This window comes from Paenibacillus sp. FSL R10-2736, from assembly GCF_038000245.1.
GTDB lineage: Bacteria > Bacillota > Bacilli > Paenibacillales > Paenibacillaceae > Paenibacillus_AQ > Paenibacillus_AQ phytohabitans.
In genome coordinates this window covers 2,015,462-2,037,524 of record NZ_JBBOBN010000001.1, presented here as the reverse complement: position 1 = coordinate 2,037,524, position 22,063 = coordinate 2,015,462, and the positions used below count along the sequence as shown (strand labels likewise).

General features: G+C 46.5%; 20 protein-coding genes and 1 pseudogene. 5 read left to right on the top strand and 16 right to left on the bottom strand.

Annotation, left to right across the window (positions count from 1 at the left end):
* Positions 1-12: 12 nt before the first annotated feature.
* Complete coding sequence (locus NSQ73_RS08440; RefSeq protein ID WP_171718121.1) at positions 13-771, bottom strand: IclR family transcriptional regulator; 759 nt, start codon at positions 769-771, stop codon at positions 13-15.
* A gap of 95 nt (positions 772-866) precedes the next feature.
* Between NSQ73_RS08440 and NSQ73_RS08435 the strand changes: the two genes are divergently transcribed.
* From NSQ73_RS08435 to NSQ73_RS08415, 5 genes are all read left to right on the top strand, one after another.
* A complete protein-coding gene (locus NSQ73_RS08435) occupies positions 867-1,802 on the top strand; it encodes a dihydrodipicolinate synthase family protein (RefSeq protein WP_340986121.1) in 936 nt (311 codons plus the stop codon).
* Positions 1,803-1,997: 195 nt separating this feature from the next.
* Positions 1,998-3,026, top strand: a complete 1,029-nt coding sequence (locus NSQ73_RS08430) for a CdaR family transcriptional regulator (RefSeq protein WP_340986120.1) — start codon at positions 1,998-2,000, stop codon at positions 3,024-3,026.
* Positions 3,027-3,403: 377 nt separating this feature from the next.
* Positions 3,404-4,192: a transposase gene (locus NSQ73_RS08425; protein WP_340986119.1), complete on the top strand. Its 789-nt coding sequence runs from the start codon at positions 3,404-3,406 to the stop codon at positions 4,190-4,192.
* On the top strand, positions 4,189-4,533 hold the full coding sequence (locus tag NSQ73_RS08420) for a transposase (protein ID WP_340986118.1): 345 nt from the start codon (positions 4,189-4,191) through the stop codon (positions 4,531-4,533). The genes NSQ73_RS08425 and NSQ73_RS08420 overlap by 4 nt, the downstream gene beginning before the upstream one ends.
* 175 nt (positions 4,534-4,708) lie before the next feature.
* On the top strand, positions 4,709-5,839 hold the full coding sequence (locus NSQ73_RS08415; protein WP_340986060.1) for an IS4 family transposase: 1,131 nt from the start codon (positions 4,709-4,711) through the stop codon (positions 5,837-5,839).
* A 237-nt stretch (positions 5,840-6,076) separates the two neighbouring features.
* Here the strand turns inward: NSQ73_RS08415 and NSQ73_RS08410 are convergent, their stop codons facing one another.
* The 15 genes and pseudogenes from NSQ73_RS08410 to NSQ73_RS08340 all read right to left on the bottom strand — a co-directional run bounded on the left by NSQ73_RS08410 (position 6,077) and on the right by NSQ73_RS08340 (position 22,054).
* Positions 6,077-7,219 carry a glycerate kinase family protein gene (locus NSQ73_RS08410; RefSeq protein ID WP_340986117.1) on the bottom strand — a complete coding sequence of 381 codons (1,143 nt, stop codon included), beginning with the start codon at positions 7,217-7,219 and terminating at the stop codon, positions 6,077-6,079.
* 27 nt (positions 7,220-7,246) lie between these two features.
* A complete protein-coding gene (locus tag NSQ73_RS08405) occupies positions 7,247-8,548 on the bottom strand; it encodes a GntP family permease (protein ID WP_171718118.1) in 1,302 nt (433 codons plus the stop codon).
* A gap of 187 nt (positions 8,549-8,735) precedes the next feature.
* On the bottom strand, positions 8,736-10,214 hold the full coding sequence (locus NSQ73_RS08400) for an MDR family MFS transporter (protein ID WP_340986116.1): 1,479 nt from the start codon (positions 10,212-10,214) through the stop codon (positions 8,736-8,738).
* A 124-nt stretch (positions 10,215-10,338) separates the two neighbouring features.
* Positions 10,339-10,767: a MarR family winged helix-turn-helix transcriptional regulator gene (locus NSQ73_RS08395; protein ID WP_042138877.1), complete on the bottom strand. Its 429-nt coding sequence runs from the start codon at positions 10,765-10,767 to the stop codon at positions 10,339-10,341.
* A 126-nt stretch (positions 10,768-10,893) separates the two neighbouring features.
* On the bottom strand, positions 10,894-11,340 hold the full coding sequence (locus NSQ73_RS08390) for a DUF6985 domain-containing protein (RefSeq protein WP_340986114.1): 447 nt from the start codon (positions 11,338-11,340) through the stop codon (positions 10,894-10,896).
* A 116-nt stretch (positions 11,341-11,456) separates the two neighbouring features.
* Complete coding sequence (locus NSQ73_RS08385; RefSeq protein ID WP_269323106.1) at positions 11,457-11,582, bottom strand: hypothetical protein; 126 nt, start codon at positions 11,580-11,582, stop codon at positions 11,457-11,459.
* A gap of 249 nt (positions 11,583-11,831) precedes the next feature.
* Positions 11,832-12,299 (bottom strand): DUF600 domain-containing protein, encoded by a 468-nt coding sequence (locus tag NSQ73_RS08380; protein ID WP_340986112.1) that lies wholly within the window; start codon positions 12,297-12,299, stop codon positions 11,832-11,834.
* 15 nt (positions 12,300-12,314) lie between these two features.
* Complete coding sequence (locus NSQ73_RS08375; RefSeq protein WP_340986111.1) at positions 12,315-14,417, bottom strand: DNA/RNA non-specific endonuclease; 2,103 nt, start codon at positions 14,415-14,417, stop codon at positions 12,315-12,317.
* 38 nt (positions 14,418-14,455) lie between these two features.
* Positions 14,456-17,728 carry a DUF5704 domain-containing protein gene (locus tag NSQ73_RS08370; protein WP_340986110.1) on the bottom strand — a complete coding sequence of 1,091 codons (3,273 nt, stop codon included), beginning with the start codon at positions 17,726-17,728 and terminating at the stop codon, positions 14,456-14,458.
* A gap of 12 nt (positions 17,729-17,740) precedes the next feature.
* A complete protein-coding gene (locus NSQ73_RS08365; protein ID WP_340986108.1) occupies positions 17,741-19,045 on the bottom strand; it encodes an S-layer homology domain-containing protein in 1,305 nt (434 codons plus the stop codon).
* Between the two features lie 325 nt (positions 19,046-19,370).
* Positions 19,371-19,769, bottom strand: a complete 399-nt coding sequence (locus NSQ73_RS08360; protein ID WP_340986107.1) for a hypothetical protein — start codon at positions 19,767-19,769, stop codon at positions 19,371-19,373.
* Positions 19,770-19,857: 88 nt separating this feature from the next.
* Positions 19,858-19,926, bottom strand: a pseudogene (locus tag NSQ73_RS34935) (hypothetical protein); the annotation flags it as partial.
* 34 nt (positions 19,927-19,960) lie between these two features.
* Complete coding sequence (gene cdiI, locus NSQ73_RS08355) at positions 19,961-20,326, bottom strand: ribonuclease toxin immunity protein CdiI (protein ID WP_340986106.1); 366 nt, start codon at positions 20,324-20,326, stop codon at positions 19,961-19,963.
* A 238-nt stretch (positions 20,327-20,564) separates the two neighbouring features.
* Complete coding sequence (locus NSQ73_RS08345) at positions 20,565-20,720, bottom strand: hypothetical protein (RefSeq protein WP_340986104.1); 156 nt, start codon at positions 20,718-20,720, stop codon at positions 20,565-20,567.
* 926 nt (positions 20,721-21,646) lie between these two features.
* Complete coding sequence (locus NSQ73_RS08340) at positions 21,647-22,054, bottom strand: hypothetical protein (RefSeq protein WP_340986103.1); 408 nt, start codon at positions 22,052-22,054, stop codon at positions 21,647-21,649.
* Positions 22,055-22,063 lie beyond the last annotated feature (9 nt).

Sequence of the window (22,063 nt, the reverse complement as noted above, 5' to 3'; positions counted from 1 at the left end):
TTGTCCAGACGATTAACACAAGGATAGTTTCCTCGCCAGCTCTATCACTTCCCGGACCGCAGCCTCCTGTTTATCGGCAAAAGCATGCTGCAGCATCGTGGTGCTTACAGCGGCAACGGCATTTCCCGCAGCATCCAGAATCGGCGCAGCCACGCAGCTGATGCCCTGAATAATTTCTTCCCGGTCCACTGCGTAACCGGCCTCGCGAATCTCAGCCAATGCAGCCGTGAATTCCGCCCAATCCGTCAACGTGTGAGACGTAACCGCAGTTAAGGTTTTGCCGGAATAACGTCTTATGAGCTCGCCGTCCGGCAGCAGTGCAAGCATCATCTTGCCCATGGCGGTCGCATGCGCCGGGAACCGCATCCCGGGACTGGACTCCAGCCTCACAAGGGAGGGGCCTTCCTGCTTGGCCAGATAGATAATCTCATCCCGGTCAAGAACCGATAACTGAAAGGTTTCCCCGATTACCCTGACGCTCTGTGCAGAGCCTGCCAGGAAGCGCTCCACCAGATTCGTATTCTGCTTAAGCGATTCGTTGTAAACCGTATTATAGTAGGAAACTCCAGCCCCCAGCGCGTAAGCCTCCCTGTCATCCTTCACCACCCATTGCAGGGTTTCCATTGTACGCAGCAGCGAGAACATGGAGCTTTTGTTAATGCCCGTTTCATCGCACAGGTCGGTCATTTTATGTTCTCCGGGCTTCCTGGAGATTGCCGTAAGAATCAAATCGGCCCGTTCTAAAGCTGGAACCCAATATTTCCGGTCCAAACCTTCATTCCCCTCTCATAAATCAATTGATTAAGCTCTCTTAGTTCACTATAATAATCTTATGTTTATAATAACAAACCTGGAGGCGGAATAAAATGAAAATTTCTAACATGACCATGAGACCGCATCATACAGGCATCATTCCCCCGGTTCCGACGATTCTGGATCAATCCGGAAAATTCGACCCAAGCGGAATGAAGCTGCTAATCGACAGCCTGATCCGGCAAGGGGTTCAGGGACTCTTTTTCCTCGGGACAGCCGGAGAATTCAGCTTGTTCAGCACCGGGCAGCGCGAGGAAATCACTGAGGTATGCATTAAATACACGAATGGCCGTCTTCCCGTATGGATTGGCACCGGCAGCAATACGACAGCAGAGACCCTCCGCCTTAGCAAGCATGCTGCGGAGCAAGGGGCGACAGGCATCGTTGTCATTAATCCTTATTATTACAAGCTTAGCGAAGAGGCTTTGTTCTCGCATTATGCCTCTATTCTGGAAGCCGTTGATGTGCCGCTAATGCTGTACAACTTCCCGGCGCTGACTGGCCAGGATCTGAGTCCGGCCTTCGTCAGCCGCCTTGCCGCCAAATATACAAATGTAACTGGAATTAAGGAAACCGTAGACCAGCTCAGCCATATCCGGCAGATGATTATGCAGGTGAAGGCGGTTAAACCGGACTTCTCGGTATTTTGCGGTTTCGATGAATATCTGCTGCCTACGCTTGCTGCCGGTGGAGACGGGGCGATTGCCGCCAGTGCCAACTTCGCACCGCAGCTGATGCTCGGGTTACTCAGCAGCTTCCTGAAGAATGATATGGCAGAGGTGCTTGAGTTTCACCGGAGAATTATAGAGATCCCTCCGCTGTATAGTATCGATGATCCCTTCATTCCTTCAATAAAAGAAGCCATTCGTCTGGCTGGTGTACCGGTGTCCACCTTCAGCCTTGCACCCGCAAATCCCTGGAACGCAGACAAGGAGGTTACTTTGAAAGAGATTTTCAGCCGGGCGGGAATCTCCCAAGTCTCTATCTAGTCCATAGTCCGCATAATCCGTAAAACATGGCTGCGCTACTCTGCCTGGGCCGTTTGGCCGCCCCCTTAGATCCGGCACACCGGTTCAGTCTTTATTCTCAGTGCAGAATGCTCTATACTTTTGTTCAGATGCACAATGGAAGAGACTGAGGTTGCCTAGGCAGCCATCCGGGCACGGCGAAGGGGGGAATTCCGGTTGTTTCAGCTATCCGAGAAGCAGGCGCAGGAAATTGTAGACAAAATGATGATGGATATTCCTTATAATATCAACATCATGAATCATCAGGGGATTATTGTCGGCAGCGGAAAGAAAGAACGGGTCGGCACCGTTCACCAGGGGGCAGTCAAGGCCTTGTCCACCGGGCAAATGGTCGAGGTGCTGGAGGATGGTCTGTATGAGAAAAAAGGGACCAACGAACCGATTGTCATCGGTAACACCCGCGTTGGTGTGATCGGGATTTCCGGGAGCCCTGAGGAGGTCCGGCCTTTTTGCAACATCGTAAGAACCACGGTATCCCTGCTCATCGAACAGCGGAACACGCTGGAGAATCTCGCGAATGAGGCAAACCGCAAGAAGGCTATGCTGGAAATGCTGCTCGCCCATCAGGGAGCGTATTCCCAGAAATTAAGAAAAGAAGCTGCTGCATACAATATTGATCTGCTGCTGAAGACTACGGTACTCTATCTCAAGCATTTCAATCCGGAAAAAGATGCTGCCAAGCTCCTGCTGCGTTACCCGTCCTTCCAGCTGGATGAAGATACCTGGCTGCTGCTGATCCAGAACCGTCCCGACTGCAGCCCGCTGATTACAGAGCTGCTGCATAACCAGCCGCTCCTGCTACTGGCCTCCGGCAGACTGGAGTCCAGCATTGCCGAAGGGTACCGCCAGGCCAAATCGGCCTTGGGTATACTGCTTGCGCTGAAGCCTGCTTCACAAGCCATTACCTTCGAAGAAGCTGAATTTCTGGTGAAGCTCAGCCATGCGAAGCTGTCGGACAAACCCGGCAGGGCGATCAAGCTGGAGGATACCGCCGATCTGCTGGAGACGCTCAGAAGCTTCGTCAACCATAACTGCAGCGTCTCGCAAACGGCGGATCATCTCAACATTCACCGCAATACTCTCCAATACCGCCTGAAGCGGATCGAGAGTATTACCGGCAAAGACCCGAGGAATCTGCTGCAGCTCTTCGAGCTTACGTATGAATTGCTAGCGCTCTATAAGTAGAGCAGCTTCTCGTGTTGTTATGTCCTGGCGGGGGTGCGTGCGGGTGCGGGAGGGTGTGCGCGGGAGGGTGTGCGAGTGCGGGCAGGCGGTCGGGTCCGTCGGCGGGGTGCGGGTGCGAGGGGGCGGATGCGGGTGTAGGCGGGCGGGTGCTCGGGTGCGGGAGGGTGCGGATTGCGCGGGCGTCCCGTGCGTTGAATTACTGCCCCGCGTTTCCAAATGTTGTACGTAATACAACTCGGAAGCGTAAATTCAGGCGGTTTCGTAACGATTGTTGTATGAAATATAGGCGTGTTGATTTCCCAAAAAAAGGGACGAAAAAGGCCGCCATTTCGGGTAATGGTAAGTACGACCAAACCAAACCGAAATGAGGCGACCTCATGAATAAATATACCCCATTTTTAGCCGTTTTCAAACAAGTATTAACACCGGAAGAAGTCCAAATGGTGACTGGACAAACCAAGGACTACGTGGATAGAGGAACCAAAATGACCGTCGGGTTGCTACTCGATTACTTTGTCCAAGCCTGCTACCACAAATGGGACGGCTTCCGGCAAAGTGCCCGCTTAGGCCCAAACTTTGACTTGCCTGAGATTCATTACTCCACCCTTTCCGGCAAGGCCGGTGAAGTCCCTTACGAAATCTTCAAACGTATCTTTCAACTGCTCGTCAAGAAATGTAACCGACAAACCCGGCGGCATCTGAATCTTCCTAAAGATCTTCTGCTGATTGACTCGACTACGGTCACGGCGGCGAATTCCCGAATGCCTTGGGCCTCATACAAAAAATTTAGAGGGGGCATTAAGCTGCATGTCGCTCTTTCGCAAGGTCAGCGTTTACCCGTGAACGTGGAGGAATCGATTGCGAAGCGCAATGACGCTCCGTTTGGAGAAGTTTTGGCAGATACGGACTACATTTTGGTACAGGATCGGGCGTATGGAAAAATTAGCAGATTGGATCAATATGTGCTCCAGGGCCAGTCGTTTGTGATTCGACTCAAAGACAATCTCCATTTGGTGAAGCCGAGAAACCTCCAGCGACCCGCAGAGGGAGAAACGAAAATTGTTCGTGATATGACTTGTTATATCGGTCAAGGGAAGTGCCAATCCGCTCAGCGCCACCGGGTCGTAGAATTTGAAAATGACCGGGGGAAGTTGTACGGGTCGTGACCGATTTGAGAAAAGAGTCCGCTCATGTAATCGCCGAAATCTACAAGGCACGCTGGGAAATTGAAGTCTTTTTCCGCTGGATTAAACAGCATCTGAACGTGCCATGTCTATTTGGAACCACCGAAAATGCAGTATACAGCCAATTGTTTGTGGCCCTTGCTGTCTATGTGCTTCTGAGACGCGTTTATGATGAAATCCACTCCAACGTGCCTGCCTTTGCTCAACTGACCCTTTGGGAATTTATGCAGCATTGGCGTATATTTAGTCTTCCGCTGGAGTGGCAGGTTCAATTGAGTCTGCTCAGGAACAAGGTTGTTTTGGGAATTATATCCATTCTATAATATGGGGAATCAACAGGCCTGTATGAAATACAACATTTCTCCTTCCTCGAGCGGCCTACACGGGGAAATGTTGCATTTCATATAGGCGTGTTGATTTCCCAAAAAAGGGACGAAAAAGGCCGCCATTTCGGGTAATGGTAAGTACGACCAAACCAAACCGAAATGAGGCGACCTCATGAATAAATATACCCCATTTTTAGCCGTTTTCAAACAAGTATTAACACCGGAAGAAGTCCAAATGGTGACTGGACAAACCAAGGACTACGTAGATAGTGGAACCAAAATGACCGTCGGGTTGCTACTCGATTACTTTGTCCAAGCCTGCTACCACAAATGGGACGGCTTCCGGCAAAGTGCCCGCTTAGGCCCAAACTTTGACTTGCCTGAGATTCATTACTCCACCCTTTCCGGCAAGGCCGGTGAAGTCCCTTACGAAATCTTCAAACGTATCTTTCAACTGCTCGTCAAGAAATGTAACCGACAAACCCGGCGGCATCTGAATCTTCCTAAAGATCTTCTGCTGATTGACTCGACGACGGTCACGGCGGCGAATTCCCGAATGCCTTGGGCCTCGTACAAAAAATTTAGAGGGGGCATTAAGCTGCATGTCGCTCTTTCGCAAGGTCAGCGTTTACCCGTGAACGTGGAGGAATCGATTGCGAAGCGCAATGACGCTCCGTTTGGAGAAGTTTTGGCAGATACGGACTACATTTTGGTACAGGATCGGGCGTATGGAAAAATTAGCAGATTGGATCAATATGTGCTCCAGGGCCAGTCGTTTGTGATTCGACTCAAAGACAATCTCCATTTGGTGAAGCCGAGAAACCTCCAGCGACCCGCAGAGGGAGAAACGAAAATTGTTCGTGATATGACTTGTTATATCGGTCAAGGGAAGTGCCAATCCGCTCAGCGCCACCGGGTCGTAGAATTTGAAAATGACCGGGGGGAAGTCGTACGGGTCGTGACCGATTTGAGAAAAGAGTCCGCTCATGTAATCGCCGAAATCTACAAGGCACGCTGGGAAATTGAAGTCTTTTTCCGCTGGATTAAACAGCATCTGAACGTGCCATGTCTATTTGGAACCACCGAAAATGCAGTATACAGCCAATTGTTTGTGGCCCTTGCTGTCTATGTGCTTCTGAGACGCGTTTATGATGAAATCCACTCCAACGTGCCTGCCTTTGCTCAACTGACCCTTTGGGAATTTATGCAGCATTGGCGTATATTTAGTCTTCCGCTGGAGTGGCAGGTTCAACTGAGTCTACTCAGGAACAAGAGCATTTTGGGAATTATATTCATTCCATAATATGGGGAATCAACACGCCTGCATTTCATACAACAATCTGTGATTAGATTCGATATCACGGGAAGAATGTTGTATTTCGTGCAGGATTTCACCTCTGCCTAAGATTACTCTCCCCTATACAAAACCAATAGCCCCTGGGAATTATCCCAGGGGCTATTCAATCAGACTCAATCCAATTCAACTCAGCTATTCGCCCAGATCCACTATTCACCTTGCTACACTACCCGCCCAGCTCCACTATTCGCCAAGCTTCAGCAACCTCGCAATATTCTCGCAGGTCCGCTCGACATTAGCCGGGCCTTCAGCCAATAGCTGCTCCAGGCTGGAAGCACCCGGGACTATGCCGAAGATGGCATCGATGCCTTCTGCATACAGCGTTTCAATTCCTTTGCCGATGTAACCGGCCAGGGCAATCACCTTCTTGCCGTTGGCTTTGGCGGTACGGGCTACGCCATACGGTGTTTTGCCGAATTTGGTCTGGAAATCGATTCCGCCTTCACCGGTAAATACGAAGTCCGCATCCGCCAGCTTCCGCGCAAGACCCGTGTACTCGATCAAGATCTCGATCCCCTTCTGGAGTGTGGCCTGCGTAAAGATCATAAGGCCTGCCCCCAGACCGCCGGCCGCACCGGCACCGGGAAGATCCCGCACATCCTTGCCAAGCTGCAGCTTCACCACCGCCGCATAATGAGCGAGATTGGCATCAAGCTGCTGCACCATTTCAGGGGTAGCGCCTTTTTGCGGGCCGAATACCGCCGATGCCCCATGATCGCCGCAGAGCGGATTCGTCACATCACAGGCCACAATCAGCTGAACCTGCTGCAGTCTTGCATCAAGCGAGCTGATGTCGACGCTGCTCAGCCGGCCCAGACTACCGCCGCCGCGCGGCAGCAACTCCCCCGCCTCATCGATGAATCTCGCACCCAGCGCCTCGGCCATGCCTGCGCCGCCATCATTGGTCGCACTCCCGCCGATGCCGATAATAATTTTCCGGATTCCCTGTTCCAGACATTCCAGAATCAGTTCGCCTGTACCGTAAGTCGTTGTGATCAGCGGATTCCGGTCTGCCTTGTCCACCAGCTGAATGCCGCTGGCAGAAGCCATCTCAATCGCCGCAGTCGCTCCGTCGCCAAGAATTCCGTATTTCGCTGTAACCGGCTGTCCAAGCGGGCCCACAACTTTTTTATAATGAATCTCCCCGCCGGAAGCATCGACAAGAGACTGTACCGTCCCCTCTCCGCCGTCTGCCATGGGAACATGGATATAAGCCGCTTCCGGATAAATCTTCCGCAGTCCGCTCTCCATCGCAAGACAGACTTCCTTCGCAGTCATACTCTCCTTAAAAGAATCCGGTGCCAGTACAAAGGTTTTCTCTCTCATTTCCACACCCCGTATATGATATTGATATTAGAATAAAAATCCGTAAACCAGCGTAGCCACAATCGTCATCGTTCCGCCGACAAGCGCTTCGTAAGGAATCAGCCCCATACGCTGCTTGATCGTCATCTTCATACTGTCAGCAGTAACGTGGAAGTAGGTGCCCTGCGGCAGCGAGTCGATGACCGTCGCTCCGGTATGGACCATAACAGCTGCCGCCAGCGGAGCCGTGCCCATATCCAGAATGGCCTGTCCGAAGGAGCCGGTCGCCACAATAACCCCAGTCGAAGTGGACGCGGTTGCCGCTGCCATCAGAATACCGGAGATCGGCGCCAGGAACGTGCCGGAGATACCGGACAGCTCAATGAGATGAACCACCTGATTCGATAAATCCGAAGCAGAGATCAAGCCGGCAATTCCGCCTGCCCCGATCAGGATCAGGACGGTGGCAGTCATTTTACTGAGACCGGAGGAAGTATACTGCAGAACCTTGTTCCCCTGCCCCATCGCCAGCATACCGATAATTCCGGCCAGCGGCAGAATATAAAGCGCATCCACTTTGAGTCTGGCCAGTGCTTCGATCCCGGAGATCGAACCGATTGGATTAATCATCAGCAGGACAATCGCAACCAGAGGAGCGACAATCGCTCGGCTGAGCGGCGGATAAGTAGCTGTATTCGCAGTGTCGGTACCGTTAGCAGCTTCTTCAGTGGTAACCATTATACCTTTTTTCTTCAGCAATGAGGCAAGGATAACGGTTACAATCAATCCACAGACGGCCGGGATCAGACCCGCCAGCATCACATGGCTTAAATCCAGGTCGAAGCCCCGTGCGGCTGCGATGGTATTCGGATTGGGGGAGATAATATTCCCGGCCTTCCCTCCGCCCGACAGTGCCAGCAGCAACGCTACCTTGGAAATCCCCATCTTGTTACCCACCGATAGAGCAATTGGAGCCACAATTAATACCGCTACCGGAATGAAAACCCCCATGGCCGTAATGACCATCGTTGCCAATGCGAGGGCGAGTATCGCTTTGCTTCCGCCGAACTTTCTCACAATAGCCTGGGCTATTGCTTCAGCTGCACCCGATTCCATCATGACACCAGCCAGAACACCGGCGGCCAGCACCCGCAGAACCGTACCCATTACGCTTTGTGTACCGCTTACAAGAACGCTTACCGTCTGTTCCAGATTGGCTCCGCCTATAAGCGCCCCTACAATGGCTCCCAGGAACAGTGCGTATACCGGATTCAATTTTCTAAGGATCAGAATAATGGCAATTGCCAGTCCTGCCAGTGCTCCGTACCAATCAATGATTAATCCTTCCATTTCAAATATCCCCCTAAGTACTTGTTGAACACGCTCTCATTATAAGGTCTTAGGGCAGCAAAAGAATATTGATGATCGGACGAAATGCATTGTGCAAGTGACCAATAGAAACCCGCTATATTTGTACTCCATTGTTAAAAGAGGACCTCCGGCAAATGCCGGAAATCCCTTTATTAACTCTCGAATATTAGGAAGCCGTCTGCCGTCTTGGCGTATCCGGCTGTGGTGCAGCATGGCTGTGAACGATACTCCGTCTCACGAAGAACCCGGCAATCACACCAATCAGCGTGATGACTGCCGCCAGAATGAACGCATTATGCACGCCTGCCGCCAGACTTAGTGATCCCATATCCGCTGCTGCGGTATCCAAATGAGTACTGATGTAAGTACTTTGGCCGGCAGTCATCACACTTACAATCAGAGCTGTTCCGACTGCACTGGCTAACTGCTGCAGGGTATTCATGATGGCTGTACCATGCGGATGCAGTTCCCGAGGCAGCTGATTCAGCCCGTTCGTCTGCGCAGGCATCAGGGTAAGAGCCAGACCTACTGTCATGCAGCAGTGCATAAGAATGATCATGTAGACTGGAGTATTTACGTCAACGCTGGTGAACATCCACATGGCAGCGGACAGAATGATCATACCCGGAATAACCAGTACCCGGGGGCCGACTTTATCAAAGCTCCGTCCGATAATAGGGGACAGTATGGCATTGACCAGCCCTGCGGGAAGCATGAGCAGTCCGGCATACAGCGCTGACAATCTCAGTGACCCCTGCATAAAGATCGGCAGCAAATACGATGTAGCGAAGATCGTCAGGAACCCGATAACAATAAACAACGTACCTGCTGTGAACATCGGATATTTGAACGCCCGCAGATTCATGATCGGCTGCTTCATTGTTAGCTGGCGCAAAATAAACAATAAGAGCGCTACAAGTCCGATAACGAGGCAGGCGATAACTTTCTGGCTGCCCCAGCCTCCGTCTCCTTCGCCCACAACACTAAGCCCGTATACGATACCGCCAAAAGCGATGGTGGACAGGACAAGCGACAAAATATCAATCTTCGGTTTGGTGATCGTTGCCACGTTCTCAATATTAAGCAGCCCGATAATAAAGTCGATCACCAGGAAAGGAACCAGCACCCAGAACATCCAGTGCCAATCCAGCTTGTCGATGATCAGCCCGGACACGGTAGGTCCAAGCGCCGGAGCTACCATCATCACGAGACCTACCATACCCATAGCCGCCCCGCGTTTGGCGGGTGGAATAATAGTCAGGATCGTATTGAAGATGACCGGCATCAAGATTGCGGTACCCGCTGCCTGAACCAAACGCCCGATAAGCAGCATCCCAAAGCCCGGGGCAAGTCCTGCGGCCAAGGTTCCGAGCATAAATAAGCTGATGGCAGTCACGAATAATTTTCTAGTTGTGAACCACTGCAGCAGTAAGGCTGAGACCGGCATAATGATGCTGATGACCAGAATGTAACCTGTGGTGATCCATTGTGCGGTTGAAGCGGAAAGATTCCACTCCGCCATAAGCACCGGCAGGGCCACGTTCATCATGGTCTCACTTAACAGACCGATGAATCCCCCCAGTAATAGCGCTACGAGCACAGGGATTACCTTGTATTTCACCTTGATTTGTAATGCCTCATTCATGTACTAACGTTCTCCTCTCGAATTGCCTATCCATATTATCTATATGTCCGCTTATTATATGTTCACTTATTAAATGGAGTCAAGGTTTTTCTTTAACCTTTCTTTTGGCAAATTCATTCCAGATCTATGTCGACAGCATCTTTAATCGGGCAATGAAATCATGCATATCCGGCCCCAGCTTGGAGAAAAACATCTGGTCCGCGCTCATAACTATCCGGCTGGCACGTTCCATAACAGCTACACCGGATTCGGTCAGTGAGATCAGCTTGGCTCTGGTATCCTGCGGATGCGGCACACGGCTGATATACCCTTTTTTCTCCAGTGTTCTCAGCACTTCTGAAGCCATCATCGGATCGATATCAGAATTGTGGGCAATCTGAATCTGCGTCACACCGGACGCGCTTTCCCGCTCATTCAGTGCATGGCAGGACCGCAGCAGCGCAAACTGGACATGTGTCAGATCCACCTCCCGCAGCTCAGCTTTCATTAACTTTTGCCAATTGTTCGTGACTCTCCACATGATATACCCTATGTCTTCCGTATATTGCTCCATTCCCGCGTCTCCCGTCGTTGTTGCTGCGTTATATTTGTTCATTATAAGCAGGAGAGGTAGCGCCGTCAAAAAATATAGATGCTCCCCATTCCGATTAATTTGCTGCTAAATAACAACATCCTGATATCAAACATCAATTACAGCTTCATCCAATAAACGAAGTCCCAGGCCATTTTCCTGATCCCATGTACACTTAAATAGAATTCCAATATCTCGTCCTTCCCTTACATCTCCATATGGAACAACAATTCCTTCCAAAATAATCATCTCAAGAAGTTCCTCCATTGTTTCAACTAAGGGATAATCCTCATTAAAAGCAATATCATAACCTAGTTCAACCCGCTTTTGTTGATAATATTCTAAAATTGGCTGCAAGAAATTTCGCTGCAATTGCTCCCATTTATTTATTAAGAATTGATATGCCAAATACTGTTCTTCATCAAATTCACCTTCCTCATCCCCTTTAACCATGAGTGATATTTCGGTTTCATTTCCAAGAAAATCAATAGTTGTATTCGTAGTCCAAACATAATCATATTCGAGCTCGCCAAACACCGAATCATTTATTTTCATTTGAGAAATCCCCCTTCTAATTATTTGCAAATTCGCCTGGTTCAAAAGCTCATGTTCAAATTTGCTATTAATTTCAGATGACACAAGTTTTTTCCTGGGTTAACCCAAATTAATAATTAACTAGCCAACTCAGATGAATTATTAAGTTGCTTAGCCAGTTTTATATCTGCTTGTTTAATATTCGCAGCTCTTGCTTTAGGTCCATTACTACTAATTCCACCACCCATTTCATCAGATTTCATCTTATATTCCGGTAACTAAAAATAGGTCAACTATGGTAGAATCCGACCATAATCGACCTGTCCTGTGTAACAGAATAGCGATACTTTCTTCATTATAAAAGAATACTTCAAGTAATTGACATAGGTCATAACTTGACTCTCCCTCCTAATTGAATGAACATAATTTCTGTTTCATTTGCAATTAGGCAGTTCGGTGACCAACGTTAGTCACTTCCAAAAAAGAAACAAAATCATTGGGTTCAGACTTTATTATTTAGTTAGTCCCATTTTAATTTGTTCAAACCATTCCATAGAAATGTCATCTGCAGTTTTAACAGGATCATTAGTATGTATCAAATCATATTTATATTCAGCATTAAGACTATTCTTATCTACTTTGTAAACTAGTTTAATTTCAGTTGGCATTTCTCTGTTGTACTCATTGCATAATTTATATATTTTTTCGATGTCTCCATTTATTATTCTCATTACTCCTCTTTGCCGGTCTACAGATGTATTATATTGAAATTCATTTTCATCTTTTTCCAAAGCATCATTTAATTTGTTTTTTCTAACAACTTTCCCATTAATCAAGAAGAAAAAATCACTGGAAATGACCTTTTCCTCAAATGAGCAATAGATAAATATTGTATCAGCATTATTACTAACATACTCCAAACATATAGAGACCATATCCGCTTGCAATTCACTAAAAAAATCTTCAAATACCTTATTCATTGATTGATCATCCTTTCAATTCAATAAATCCTTAGAAAAAAATTCTCCATCTATCTCGTAATCTATAATAAATTTAGATGGTCGTAAGTCATCTCCCTCATATTTCACTTCAACATTTACTTTTACTTGCTTTCCTTCCTTTATTGCTGCCGCCCACTGATTTTCAATTTTTTTATACTTACTCAAATTCACATTACTTGACTGAGATACAAGGTTATCAATCTCTGGTGACCCTCCAAATCTGTCTCCTGCCAAATGACCTGCATGGTCTCCAGTTACTTTGCCTGGTGTATTTGCATCATGCGGTAATCTTTCATCTCTTGCCGTTAATTTTAGCTCATCCGTACTAAACTTTTCAATTCTACCCAACTGATCTGTTTCATAATTATATTGGTGCTCACCAGCCTTATACTTCGCATTAGGTATTAGTTTCCCTGTATCATCAAAAGGATTATCAGCAAAAGTCTTTTCAGGTACTTCACCCTGCCCCTCAATCCTACTCCCGCCACCACCCATTTCATCCATCGCATCAATATATTGCTGCTGCATGGATGTCTTCGGCAACGCTGGGGTATCGGGTATTTCCCCTGCCTTGAAGGCCAGCCCTTCCGGCGTCTGCAATACCGGACCCAGATCCGGGAGCTTCTGCTTGATCCCATTCAAAGCATCCTTCGCCGCTTGACTGACAACGTCTTCCACCCCGCCAATCACTTTTCCGGCTTTGCCGATTTTGGTGACCTGCAGTCCCGGAACCAGGATGGACGCTACCGAGCCCAGCATCGCTGCCTTCTCTTCCGGCGTTCCTTCGTCAAATTGATGATACGCCATCTTGGCCGCTTCCACCAGTACTTCCGGATGCTCCATGATATACACCGCTTGATTCTTCATTTCTGTTGTTGTTTTGACCGGGTGGACCACAAGCTTGAAGGCAAAAGTAGCCGTATCCGCCACACCCATGACGACCTCTGTGATCAAGCCTTCCCCAAAAGCCCTTACTACCGCGTCCGCTTGTACGACTTTTTTCCGCCATTCCGTCATACCGTACGTGTCTTCCAGCCACATTTCATAGGCCAGCACCTGATTGGTTACTTTGGGATCAGAAATCCGCTCCATATAATAGGTAAAGGTCGTCTCATTTCTTTTGTTGCTAGCGGTAATCGGAGAGCCGTCCGGCAGTTCCAGCGGCGGACCGTTCAGCCGTCTTGCAGCTTCGATCTGCTCCTGGACCTGCCTCACAGCCTCAGCGATCCTGATCTCCTCCCGCTTCACTTCCAGCTGGCTTCGCGCATAGTTCCCAGCGGCACTCTTCTCCATCGCCATCCGCAGCAGCAGGAGATATTCTTCGTTATGTATTAGCGGTACACTCTCCGCCGTGATCGACGGATCATAATCACAGGCCTTAACTCCTGCCTGCTTGAAATAGCCGCTCAGATCCTTCTCTGCTTCATATTGAACCTTGGCTACACCCAAGGACGCCAGCTTCCGGCGTGCTTCCTCTGCCTCCGAGTGGACGGCTTCCATCTGCGTCTTGTTCCCGAACGCTTCGTAGACCTTGAAGGCCATCTGCGCCTTCGCGATCCCATCCCGCGCCGCGAAGATATCCTTCAGCTTGCTGAGGGCCGCAATACTCTCTACGGTCAAAAGACCGGAGGTTTGGATGATATTCCGCAGCTCCTGCACTGCCGGATCGTTATTCAGCTCATCCTTTCCCAGCAGGACGGTAACTGAAGTGATCAGATACGCTACACTCTTCTGCACAATGGCAGGAATGGAAATCCGCCCGGCAGGACCTTGTGTCCCAATGCTTCCGAATACACCCGCGAGAAGACTAAACTGCTGCGTAAGCTTGTCGGCCTGCCGTTTATTCTCCTCCTGGAGTCCTGCAACCCCCTTCAGGGCGGTCCGGATAATATCCTCCAATTTCTCCGCTTCTACGGTTAATTCGTTGATCATGACCTGGGCCTTCACGAGGTGGTCTCCCAGGGGAATCCCGCCCCAGCCGCTGGACTGGCCCTTCAGCTGCAAATACAGCCGGTTAGTGTCCTGGCTTACCTGGCCTATTTTGGTCTGCAGGCGCTGGACTTCATCTTCGTTAAATATAAGCTTCGTTGACGCCATGTCCACCCTCCCGCTTAACCCCACATTTTGTTTGCTCTTTATTTGCTCTGTCCCTGATAATCATTCCGTACAGAATAGTCTGATTCGAACATTATGATATCCCCTGAGGAAAATGAAAACATCTGCCCCAATTCATCGGTATCCCCCGCCATTTGACCTTCAATGGCCCACATATTAGCAATCGGTGCCTTATATCCGAGAATGCGTGTATTGGCATCGCCATTTTTTATCGTATAAATTTCGAATTTCACGAGGATATATCCCCCTCTCAAAAACTCCGGCTCATGCCCGTCCAAAGCTCCTCCATAGTGATTGGCGAGTGAAACAATACTAGTGTCCTTAGGGAGAATGTAAGGAGCAATCGGCAAATGATATTCTCCATACCAATGCTGTACACTCCGTACCGCCGTAACCGGATTCACAGAGGCCGGGATTACCGTGGGACCTACTAAAGTTCTGGATTTAAAAGGGAGTATCTCCAGGTTGTACCCGTTCCCTATTGTCGTTTTACGCTTCAGGTATAGCCTGTAGAACTTGGTCCATGAAGTCTCTGCCCGCTCTGCATCCGACAGAATATAGTTGTATTCATAACTGGCCGCTGTAGACAGCTCGCCGGTTGGAATATTTCGCATGCTGTCTGCCAGACGATAGGTACGCTTATAACTCAGAGTATCCTTGGGTGAACCAACGCCTATCATTTTATTCGCAGTTCCAGAGATATCATAGTACAGATCCACAGGAGCGGGTGAACCCCCAGTCTTTGGAACAAACCAAAACGTAGGTTCAATCCGTATCCCCTCACCCGGCTCCCACAAATTCCCTATAGTCCGGAAATCAAATAAGAAGGAATACCCGTTATGCGGAACCGTCTTTTGCTCGGCCGGATGGGAGCCCTTGCGGATCGGCAGGAACCATTGCTTGTGTCCATATAAGGCTGTTGGGTTTCCGTTCTCATCGTTCCCCCCTGTATAGTACATGGCCGGGCTGTGATCAGTGCTTCCCGTTGCGGTACGGAAGACCTTCTCAAACCTGAAGTCCCCGATATCCCATATGCGAAAATCAAACAGGCGTCCTACCACCCCTACATCAAAGCTATTTGAGGCGCAATAATTATTGAGATCTCCGTTCCTGTTCAGTTCACAGAGACCGGTTGGATCTGCAGGTGTGCCATTAATGGCCCACGATTGCGTATGAACGGTATAATTGCCTTCATTCACCCAAGTCGGCATTGTAAAAGTCATTTCTGGCGTTCCGACAGGGATATTAATCCAGGTGCCTTCGGAATAGTACTCGCTGCCTTCAAACACACCAAACGGAAACTGTATCCTTTTATTCAGGGTATATTTCATGTAATCTCTGCTGCCATAACCCGGAATATTAAGATGTTGCCCGCTCTCCGTAAAATGAACGGTAAACGGCCGGTCCAGGATCAGCACCGTCCTTGTCATGTCCGGGGACATCCGCTGATCATATGGCCGGTTGTCATCCGGAATAACAGAGTAATTGACTACAGGAGTATGAACTGTTACGGAATTAATGCCGTTTATTGCAAAACTTTTATTGGAGCCGCCGTTCACATTCCCAGGGATCAGGTCGTAATAGATGGACCCGGAGCTTAATGTATTCGCCCGGTTCTGCAGTGTTGACCCTATCCAATAATTCGTGCCATATAGAACATTCCGATCGATCTGAGTTGGCGCGGGTAAGGCGGATGGGGCAGGCGCTGACTCCGGTACCTCTGTTTGATCCATTATGGTCATCTCATTAAAAACGACAGAATCATTATTCACTGTATTCTTGCCCACACTCGATTCTGCTTCACTTTGGAAAGCGGCAGTCTGGTTAGGAACTTGAGGCTCCGTTGTAGTTCCGGAAACCGTTTCCGGATCCAATTTAATGGGTTCGCAGGCAAATGGCCTTACGTGATCATCTACGTCCGTACTATATTCAGATGAAAGCGAAGGCTCTGTATATCCGGCAGGATTCAATTGTACGGAACCGCCCGGCAGCGCGTAATTGGATAACGTCGATTTGGAAAGCTTGTAGATCTCCAAATTGTCGATTTGCCAATAAGAATAGGGCCTCGTTACGGTTATATCCTTGGTTACGGTTTCCGGGCGTTCCTTCGGCTGGGCTGGGGTTCCAGCTGCAGGAGGCACACCCGCAGTGGCGGGTATAGTCCAAGTCAAGTTATACGTTTTCTGCACCTGAATTGTATAAGTGACGGTTCCGGTCATATTCACAAACTGATATTGATGAAGATAATTGTTGGCAAGTACATTCGCATACAGGCTCTCTGTGGTTGGTATTCCCTGCGTAACATCAAACTGCTCGGCGTCCCTATGATCTGCACGAATAACACCTGACGCTGCAGGGTCAAGTACAGCATTTGATAGGACTGTTCCTTTTGACGGAGGATTAATTACCACGCTGCATTGTGGTGCCGGGTCTGTTGGAGGAGTTCCCTCATCTTCTTCATAAACGGCTATGACGTTGGTTCCCCCGAGATAAGTTGTGAAGTTACGCTCGGCTATAACACCCGTTACAATATGGTTCATATCGCTTAAATGATGTTTAGACTGTAAGTATGATTTAATTAATCTGTATGTTTTACCATCTGCACCAGTAAGTGTTGCTTGGAGAGGAACCGTGATGGTTTGACCAGGTTTCCAGTTGTGTGATGGATCATCCGGATTCACCACAGCAGATTGAGAAATTAATTGTCCCGTGCTTTTTTTGAGCATTAAGGTAACAGGAAACTTAGGAGCGTACGTGACGTTACGATCATAATATTGTCTAAAATCATCAAGGTTTGCCCAAGATTCCGCACCTTTTATATGCTGAAGGTCAACAAAATCTCCACTTTCTGAGATAAGTACATTGTTGCTATAGTGCAGAACATGGAAAATAGCGGATAGATAAATGGTTCCTCCATATGAAATATCTTCAAGTCCGGCTTCCACTAGCGCTTGAGATACCATTTCTTCTGGAACTTCAAAAAAAGTTTGAACTTGTCCATTTCCGACGGGTACATCAGGACCTACTTGCTGAATCCGTATCTCACCATGAGTTCCTGATTGCGGGTCACATTGAGTACTAGTACACATTTCTGTCCGATGAACTGTAAACCCTACCGTGCGGAATTTGATCCCTGTCGTCGCCGCTGTGGAGGTTGTATCGAAGGCAAATGAGCCATCACTATTAATAATCATATTACTGGCAAAGATTTGACTCGGGAATATACTTATCAGTAGTGAAAAGAATATTAGGAGAATTAAGATTTTCGAGCAAAATCTCTTGGGTATATTCATATATTTATCGCCTTAGTTTTTTTTGTGAATAATAGTGCTTAACTTAAATAGAGAAATATCAGAGCTTACTCTTTGAATGCCATCTTGCACATTTGTGCTAAGTTCAGTATTAGTATATCCGTAGTACCACTGGCCCTTTTGAAATTTACCGAGAGACTTGAGATTATCGAACTTTTGATGAGTATTAAAACGATCATCATCAAAAATATCTTTATATTCGTTATATTCCTTGATTCTAAAAGAGAATTGCGAACGCATAAAATAGCCACCAATTCTTGAATGAAATACCATTGAAGGCTCAACCACAAGTGAACCCTCTGTCACAATTTTATTCTTTTTCACCCAAGCTACATAAGCCGTAACCTCTTCAAGCCGACTCCACTGATTCTTATGACTATATAAGTCCGTAGCCCACTTCCCGTTAATTGTCCGGTAATCTACATTTAGGAGGAGCTTGTAATACGCCTCAGCATTTTCCTTCCATTTCTCCATTTCCTTCTTATTCTGAATAAGAGTATCCGTTTTATATAATTCTGCTGGCGTGCTGATCTTAAATGCCGGCTCTGTTATTCCCTTGAAGGGAAGCTCCAACTCGTACATTTCATTCGGGTACTCTTCCAGTATGTATGGGAAATCCTTTGCATTTTTGGGGAGATTCGTTGTACGGACCACTCTTCCCCACGGGTCTTTCGGAGCGTTCATAGCTTCTTGCGCATTGGCCACAGCCAATGTATCCACGGGAAGTGTTTCTCCTTGTAAGATATGTGAGATTCGTTCAATAACCGTCACGGTTTGGGCCCTAGTCGTTGTTCCTGTTATATTCAGTGCCCCGTTTCCCGTTCCCGATAACACCCCGTTCGAGGTCGCCATATACATATATTCCGTATTATCCTTTGCCGTTTTCCCGATGACATGCACTGCAATTCTGGCTAACTCCTGTCTGCTTAGAGGCGCATTCCAATCATCTGAGCTGAAATCCCCGGTTACATAGTAGCCTGATTCCGTCGCTGCCTTAACATAAGGGGTATACCACGGGGAGGTTACACTCGTATCTGAGGCTTGCCCCAGGGAACGAACCAGCATAGCTATAAATTCGGAGCGGCTCACCGTTTTCTCCGGCTGAAATGTTCCTTCAGGATAGCCTGACACATAGCCCTTCTGCACCGCAGCCAGAATACTAGCCTCTGCCCAATGTCCTGTCGTATCCGTAAATGATGCAGCTGCAGGTGCCTCAGCTTGTACGGCGTTGCCTACACCCGCAAATATACTAACTGCCAGAACTGCTGTGGATAAATAAAATAAAGGTCTTTTTTTCATAATATCCGCTCCTCATTTCTATCTTATTGATCATTCACGCTTCGTCCGCAAAGCAATATTTCATATGTAATTTATTACTTGATATATAAGTTGCCTTTTTATTATCGGCTTTATTTTCCATATCATTTAGAGTTATCCAAAGATGTAGGATTCCTCTTCTGTTCCCACACAAAAAACAGGTCGACCATGGTGTTATCTGACCATAGTGGACCTGTTCATTGTAATGGAATAGCGTTTTTAGGATTTGAAGTTAAACCATTTGATGTGTCTTTATACGGGTATTGTATGGACCAGTTGAGCCATTAAACAAAAATCATTAAAAACCTTACACAATGACGTTAAAGGGTGCATGACCTGTTTCAGCATTCCTTAATAATGTTGGTTTTCTAAAACGTAAACTAGTTTCCAATTTGAATATGGCGGCATCCCCTTCCATCTCCATAAAAGATATATTAATCCATATGGGGGCTTTCGGAAAAAGCCCTCCTAAAACCCCAACAACATCTTCTAATAATAGTTTTTTACCACCAATATTGTCTTTAGACAACACAAGACGTTTCATCATTTCGTCGCCACCATCTAACATTTTCCCATGCTCCTCCATAGGCTCTATAACAAATTTAACTATATTGCTTGAAATTTCTCTTAGTTCTTTTATCTTATCAACTGCTTTAGATAAATTTGTTAAAAAAATTTCTTCATTCATTTGAGTAACTTTTATCAAAATACCTACTCCTTTATTTCAATTTAGTTGATTGTATTTACTTTGATTTCCTAAATCTACCTGACCATTGTTCGTTAGTTCTTATTGATGTATAGTGTCCTGATTCATTTGTTATTTTACTAACATTTCCGTTAGCATCAACTTTTAGTTTTCCAGCAGTCATTTTATAGGTTAGAAATGTTCTCGCCAACTCATGCAATATTAAACTTTTGTTTGATTTCCATTAATCGAGCTTCAACCTCATCCTTAACAATTGGATTCCGTATTAAATAGTCCATACTTGCTTCATTTAGATACTGATAGAAAGTCGGGTAATCCAATACAATTGTCTGATCTACCTCTACCGCAAGGTAGTCAAAAAAATAACAAACTCCCTCATCTCCGAAATAACCTTCTTCCCACTCATCTAACTCACCAGCAAAAACACACCAAACACTCTCACTGCCACCAAACCCATTTCCATTGCAATAGTTTTTAAGTGCATCTAAAAAATATTTCCCCTCAAGGTGTCGATAATACATATCCAATAATTCTTTCTCTGTTAATTTGACACTCATCAAATCATCCTCCTAGAAATCATTCTGATATGGTCGGAAAGAAATTTGTCACTTTCCCATTTTCATCAAGGTATCCCGTGAATTTCAAACCATTCGATGCTGTTCCTCGAATATCCCTACTCACAATTTCTCCATTCGCCATCGCTTCTTTCCCCCATTGTATTATTTGATCATTTGAGATTGCAACTTGGATCATATACAGTTTTAGGATGTGAAATATTCTTATACTGATCAGGTATTACACCTTAGACGCAGATATTTCACCCGCACCGGGATAGGCTCCAGCGGCGCTCTTCTCCATCGCCATCCGCAGCAGCAGCAGATATTCTTCGTTATGTATTAGCGGTACACTCTCCGCCGTGATCGAGTAGCGATTACCTTGCCAAGTGTGCATATTCCGTCCTGTAAGCGATAAAGTGAACAATTCTGATATAGGTAACGGAATGTCAAACGCTACATCACATCGTATAAATAGGATTTCTCTGGCGTAATCCTATATTGGCTTTAGCCATGAATAGAAATGAACTAAATTATCGGGATGGCACTCGATTCTTAGCGTATTCTTTCTTGACTTTGGAACGAAGGTCAGTTGATAGGAAATGTGTAGGTAATGCCCATTATCTCTTACGTGTAAATGATACTTAAACCCCTTTTCTTTCAAACGTAGGTTAGCATTTAATTACTCACGAAGACGTAATTGAAAAGGATTAAAGAAATCCCAATATACCTCCGTGAACTCTACTACAATACGCTCAATTGAAACTTGTACCCCTTCCATGTTCAGCCCCCAACCGAAATTTTCCAACGAATTTCGGACTATATTAGAGGGCAAGGTGGCTAGCCTAAAACGTAACCTTACCTGTATATGTTGACTTGCACGTTACCAAATTGTTCTCGACAAAGTAATCATCGTTGCAATGGTTGGTTATGTTGCAGATAAATAATCTTCTTTTTACCGGCCTTACTATAGTTGTCGTGCTATGCATCTTGAAAGTTGTGATTCTGTCTACCTCTTCCTCATTATCGCTACAGGGTAATCTACAGTTACGAGTAAATTTGAATGAAACGCAAGAAAGCGAACATAACAAAAAACAGGTCAATCATGGTGGTATCTGACCATAATCGACCTGTTATATGTAACGCTTTAGCATTAATTAGATTATACTAATCAAGCATTACGTGCGCACAAAGGAAATCAAGAAATTCTTGTAGCGGCATTACATAAGTTAAGTGTGCTATTGGTTGAATAATGAGTTCATTCGGCACTGGGTAGCCCCCTCATTATTATGTTCGTAGCAACCTCCTATACAACAACTAAAATTAATCAACTTTCAAACCTAAGATGTATTCAACTCTTGATTTAGTAGAATCGCTTGTTTCCCTGATTGTGTATTCACTTTTATTATTAATTAATTGTTTACAGATTTGAATATCTTGTAACAGCTTATCAATGTCATTTTTATCTATATGCTCTTCAAATTTAGTGTTTTTCAAATAACTATCCAGTTTAGAATATATAAAATCAGCAATTTCTTTATATTTCAAACTCTCTATTGTAATAGAAACAAAATATAATGTTTTAGTAAACAAACTATCGTTTACTATTCTCCAATCCTCTTCCAAAGTTTTTGCTGAAACCTGCGCCACATTTAAACCTTCTTCTTCAATATATTCTTCAAAGTCTAAAACTATAGATGATTTTATTGATTCATAACTTGTCATGTTCATATCATCAGT

Bases quoted from the DNA above. Each gene is read 5' to 3' on its own strand.
- NSQ73_RS08390 (WP_340986114.1), bottom strand. From the start codon at position 11,340: ATGAAAATAAATGATTCGGTGTTTGGCGAGCTCGAATATGATTATGTT.
- NSQ73_RS08400 (WP_340986116.1), bottom strand. From the start codon at position 10,214: ATGAATGAGGCATTACAAATCAAGGTGAAATACAAGGTAATCCCTGTG.
- NSQ73_RS08345 (WP_340986104.1), bottom strand. From the start codon at position 20,720: ATGCACACTTGGCAAGGTAATCGCTACTCGATCACGGCGGAGAGTGTA.
- NSQ73_RS08375 (WP_340986111.1), bottom strand. From the start codon at position 14,417: ATGGCGTCAACGAAGCTTATATTTAACGAAGATGAAGTCCAGCGCCTG.
- NSQ73_RS08395 (WP_042138877.1), bottom strand. From the start codon at position 10,767: ATGGAGCAATATACGGAAGACATAGGGTATATCATGTGGAGAGTCACG.
- NSQ73_RS08405 (WP_171718118.1), bottom strand. From the start codon at position 8,548: ATGGAAGGATTAATCATTGATTGGTACGGAGCACTGGCAGGACTGGCA.
- NSQ73_RS08415 (WP_340986060.1), top strand. From the start codon at position 4,709: ATGAATAAATATACCCCATTTTTAGCCGTTTTCAAACAAGTATTAACA.
- NSQ73_RS08410 (WP_340986117.1), bottom strand. From the start codon at position 7,219: ATGAGAGAGAAAACCTTTGTACTGGCACCGGATTCTTTTAAGGAGAGT.
- NSQ73_RS08380 (WP_340986112.1), bottom strand. From the start codon at position 12,299: ATGAATAAGGTATTTGAAGATTTTTTTAGTGAATTGCAAGCGGATATG.
- NSQ73_RS08365 (WP_340986108.1), bottom strand. From the start codon at position 19,045: ATGAAAAAAAGACCTTTATTTTATTTATCCACAGCAGTTCTGGCAGTT.
- NSQ73_RS08370 (WP_340986110.1), bottom strand. From the start codon at position 17,728: ATGAATATACCCAAGAGATTTTGCTCGAAAATCTTAATTCTCCTAATA.
- cdiI (WP_340986106.1), bottom strand. From the start codon at position 20,326: ATGAGTGTCAAATTAACAGAGAAAGAATTATTGGATATGTATTATCGA.
- NSQ73_RS08340 (WP_340986103.1), bottom strand. From the start codon at position 22,054: ATGAACATGACAAGTTATGAATCAATAAAATCATCTATAGTTTTAGAC.
- NSQ73_RS08385 (WP_269323106.1), bottom strand. From the start codon at position 11,582: ATGAAATCTGATGAAATGGGTGGTGGAATTAGTAGTAATGGACCTAAA.
- NSQ73_RS08425 (WP_340986119.1), top strand. From the start codon at position 3,404: ATGAATAAATATACCCCATTTTTAGCCGTTTTCAAACAAGTATTAACA.
- NSQ73_RS08435 (WP_340986121.1), top strand. From the start codon at position 867: ATGAAAATTTCTAACATGACCATGAGACCGCATCATACAGGCATCATT.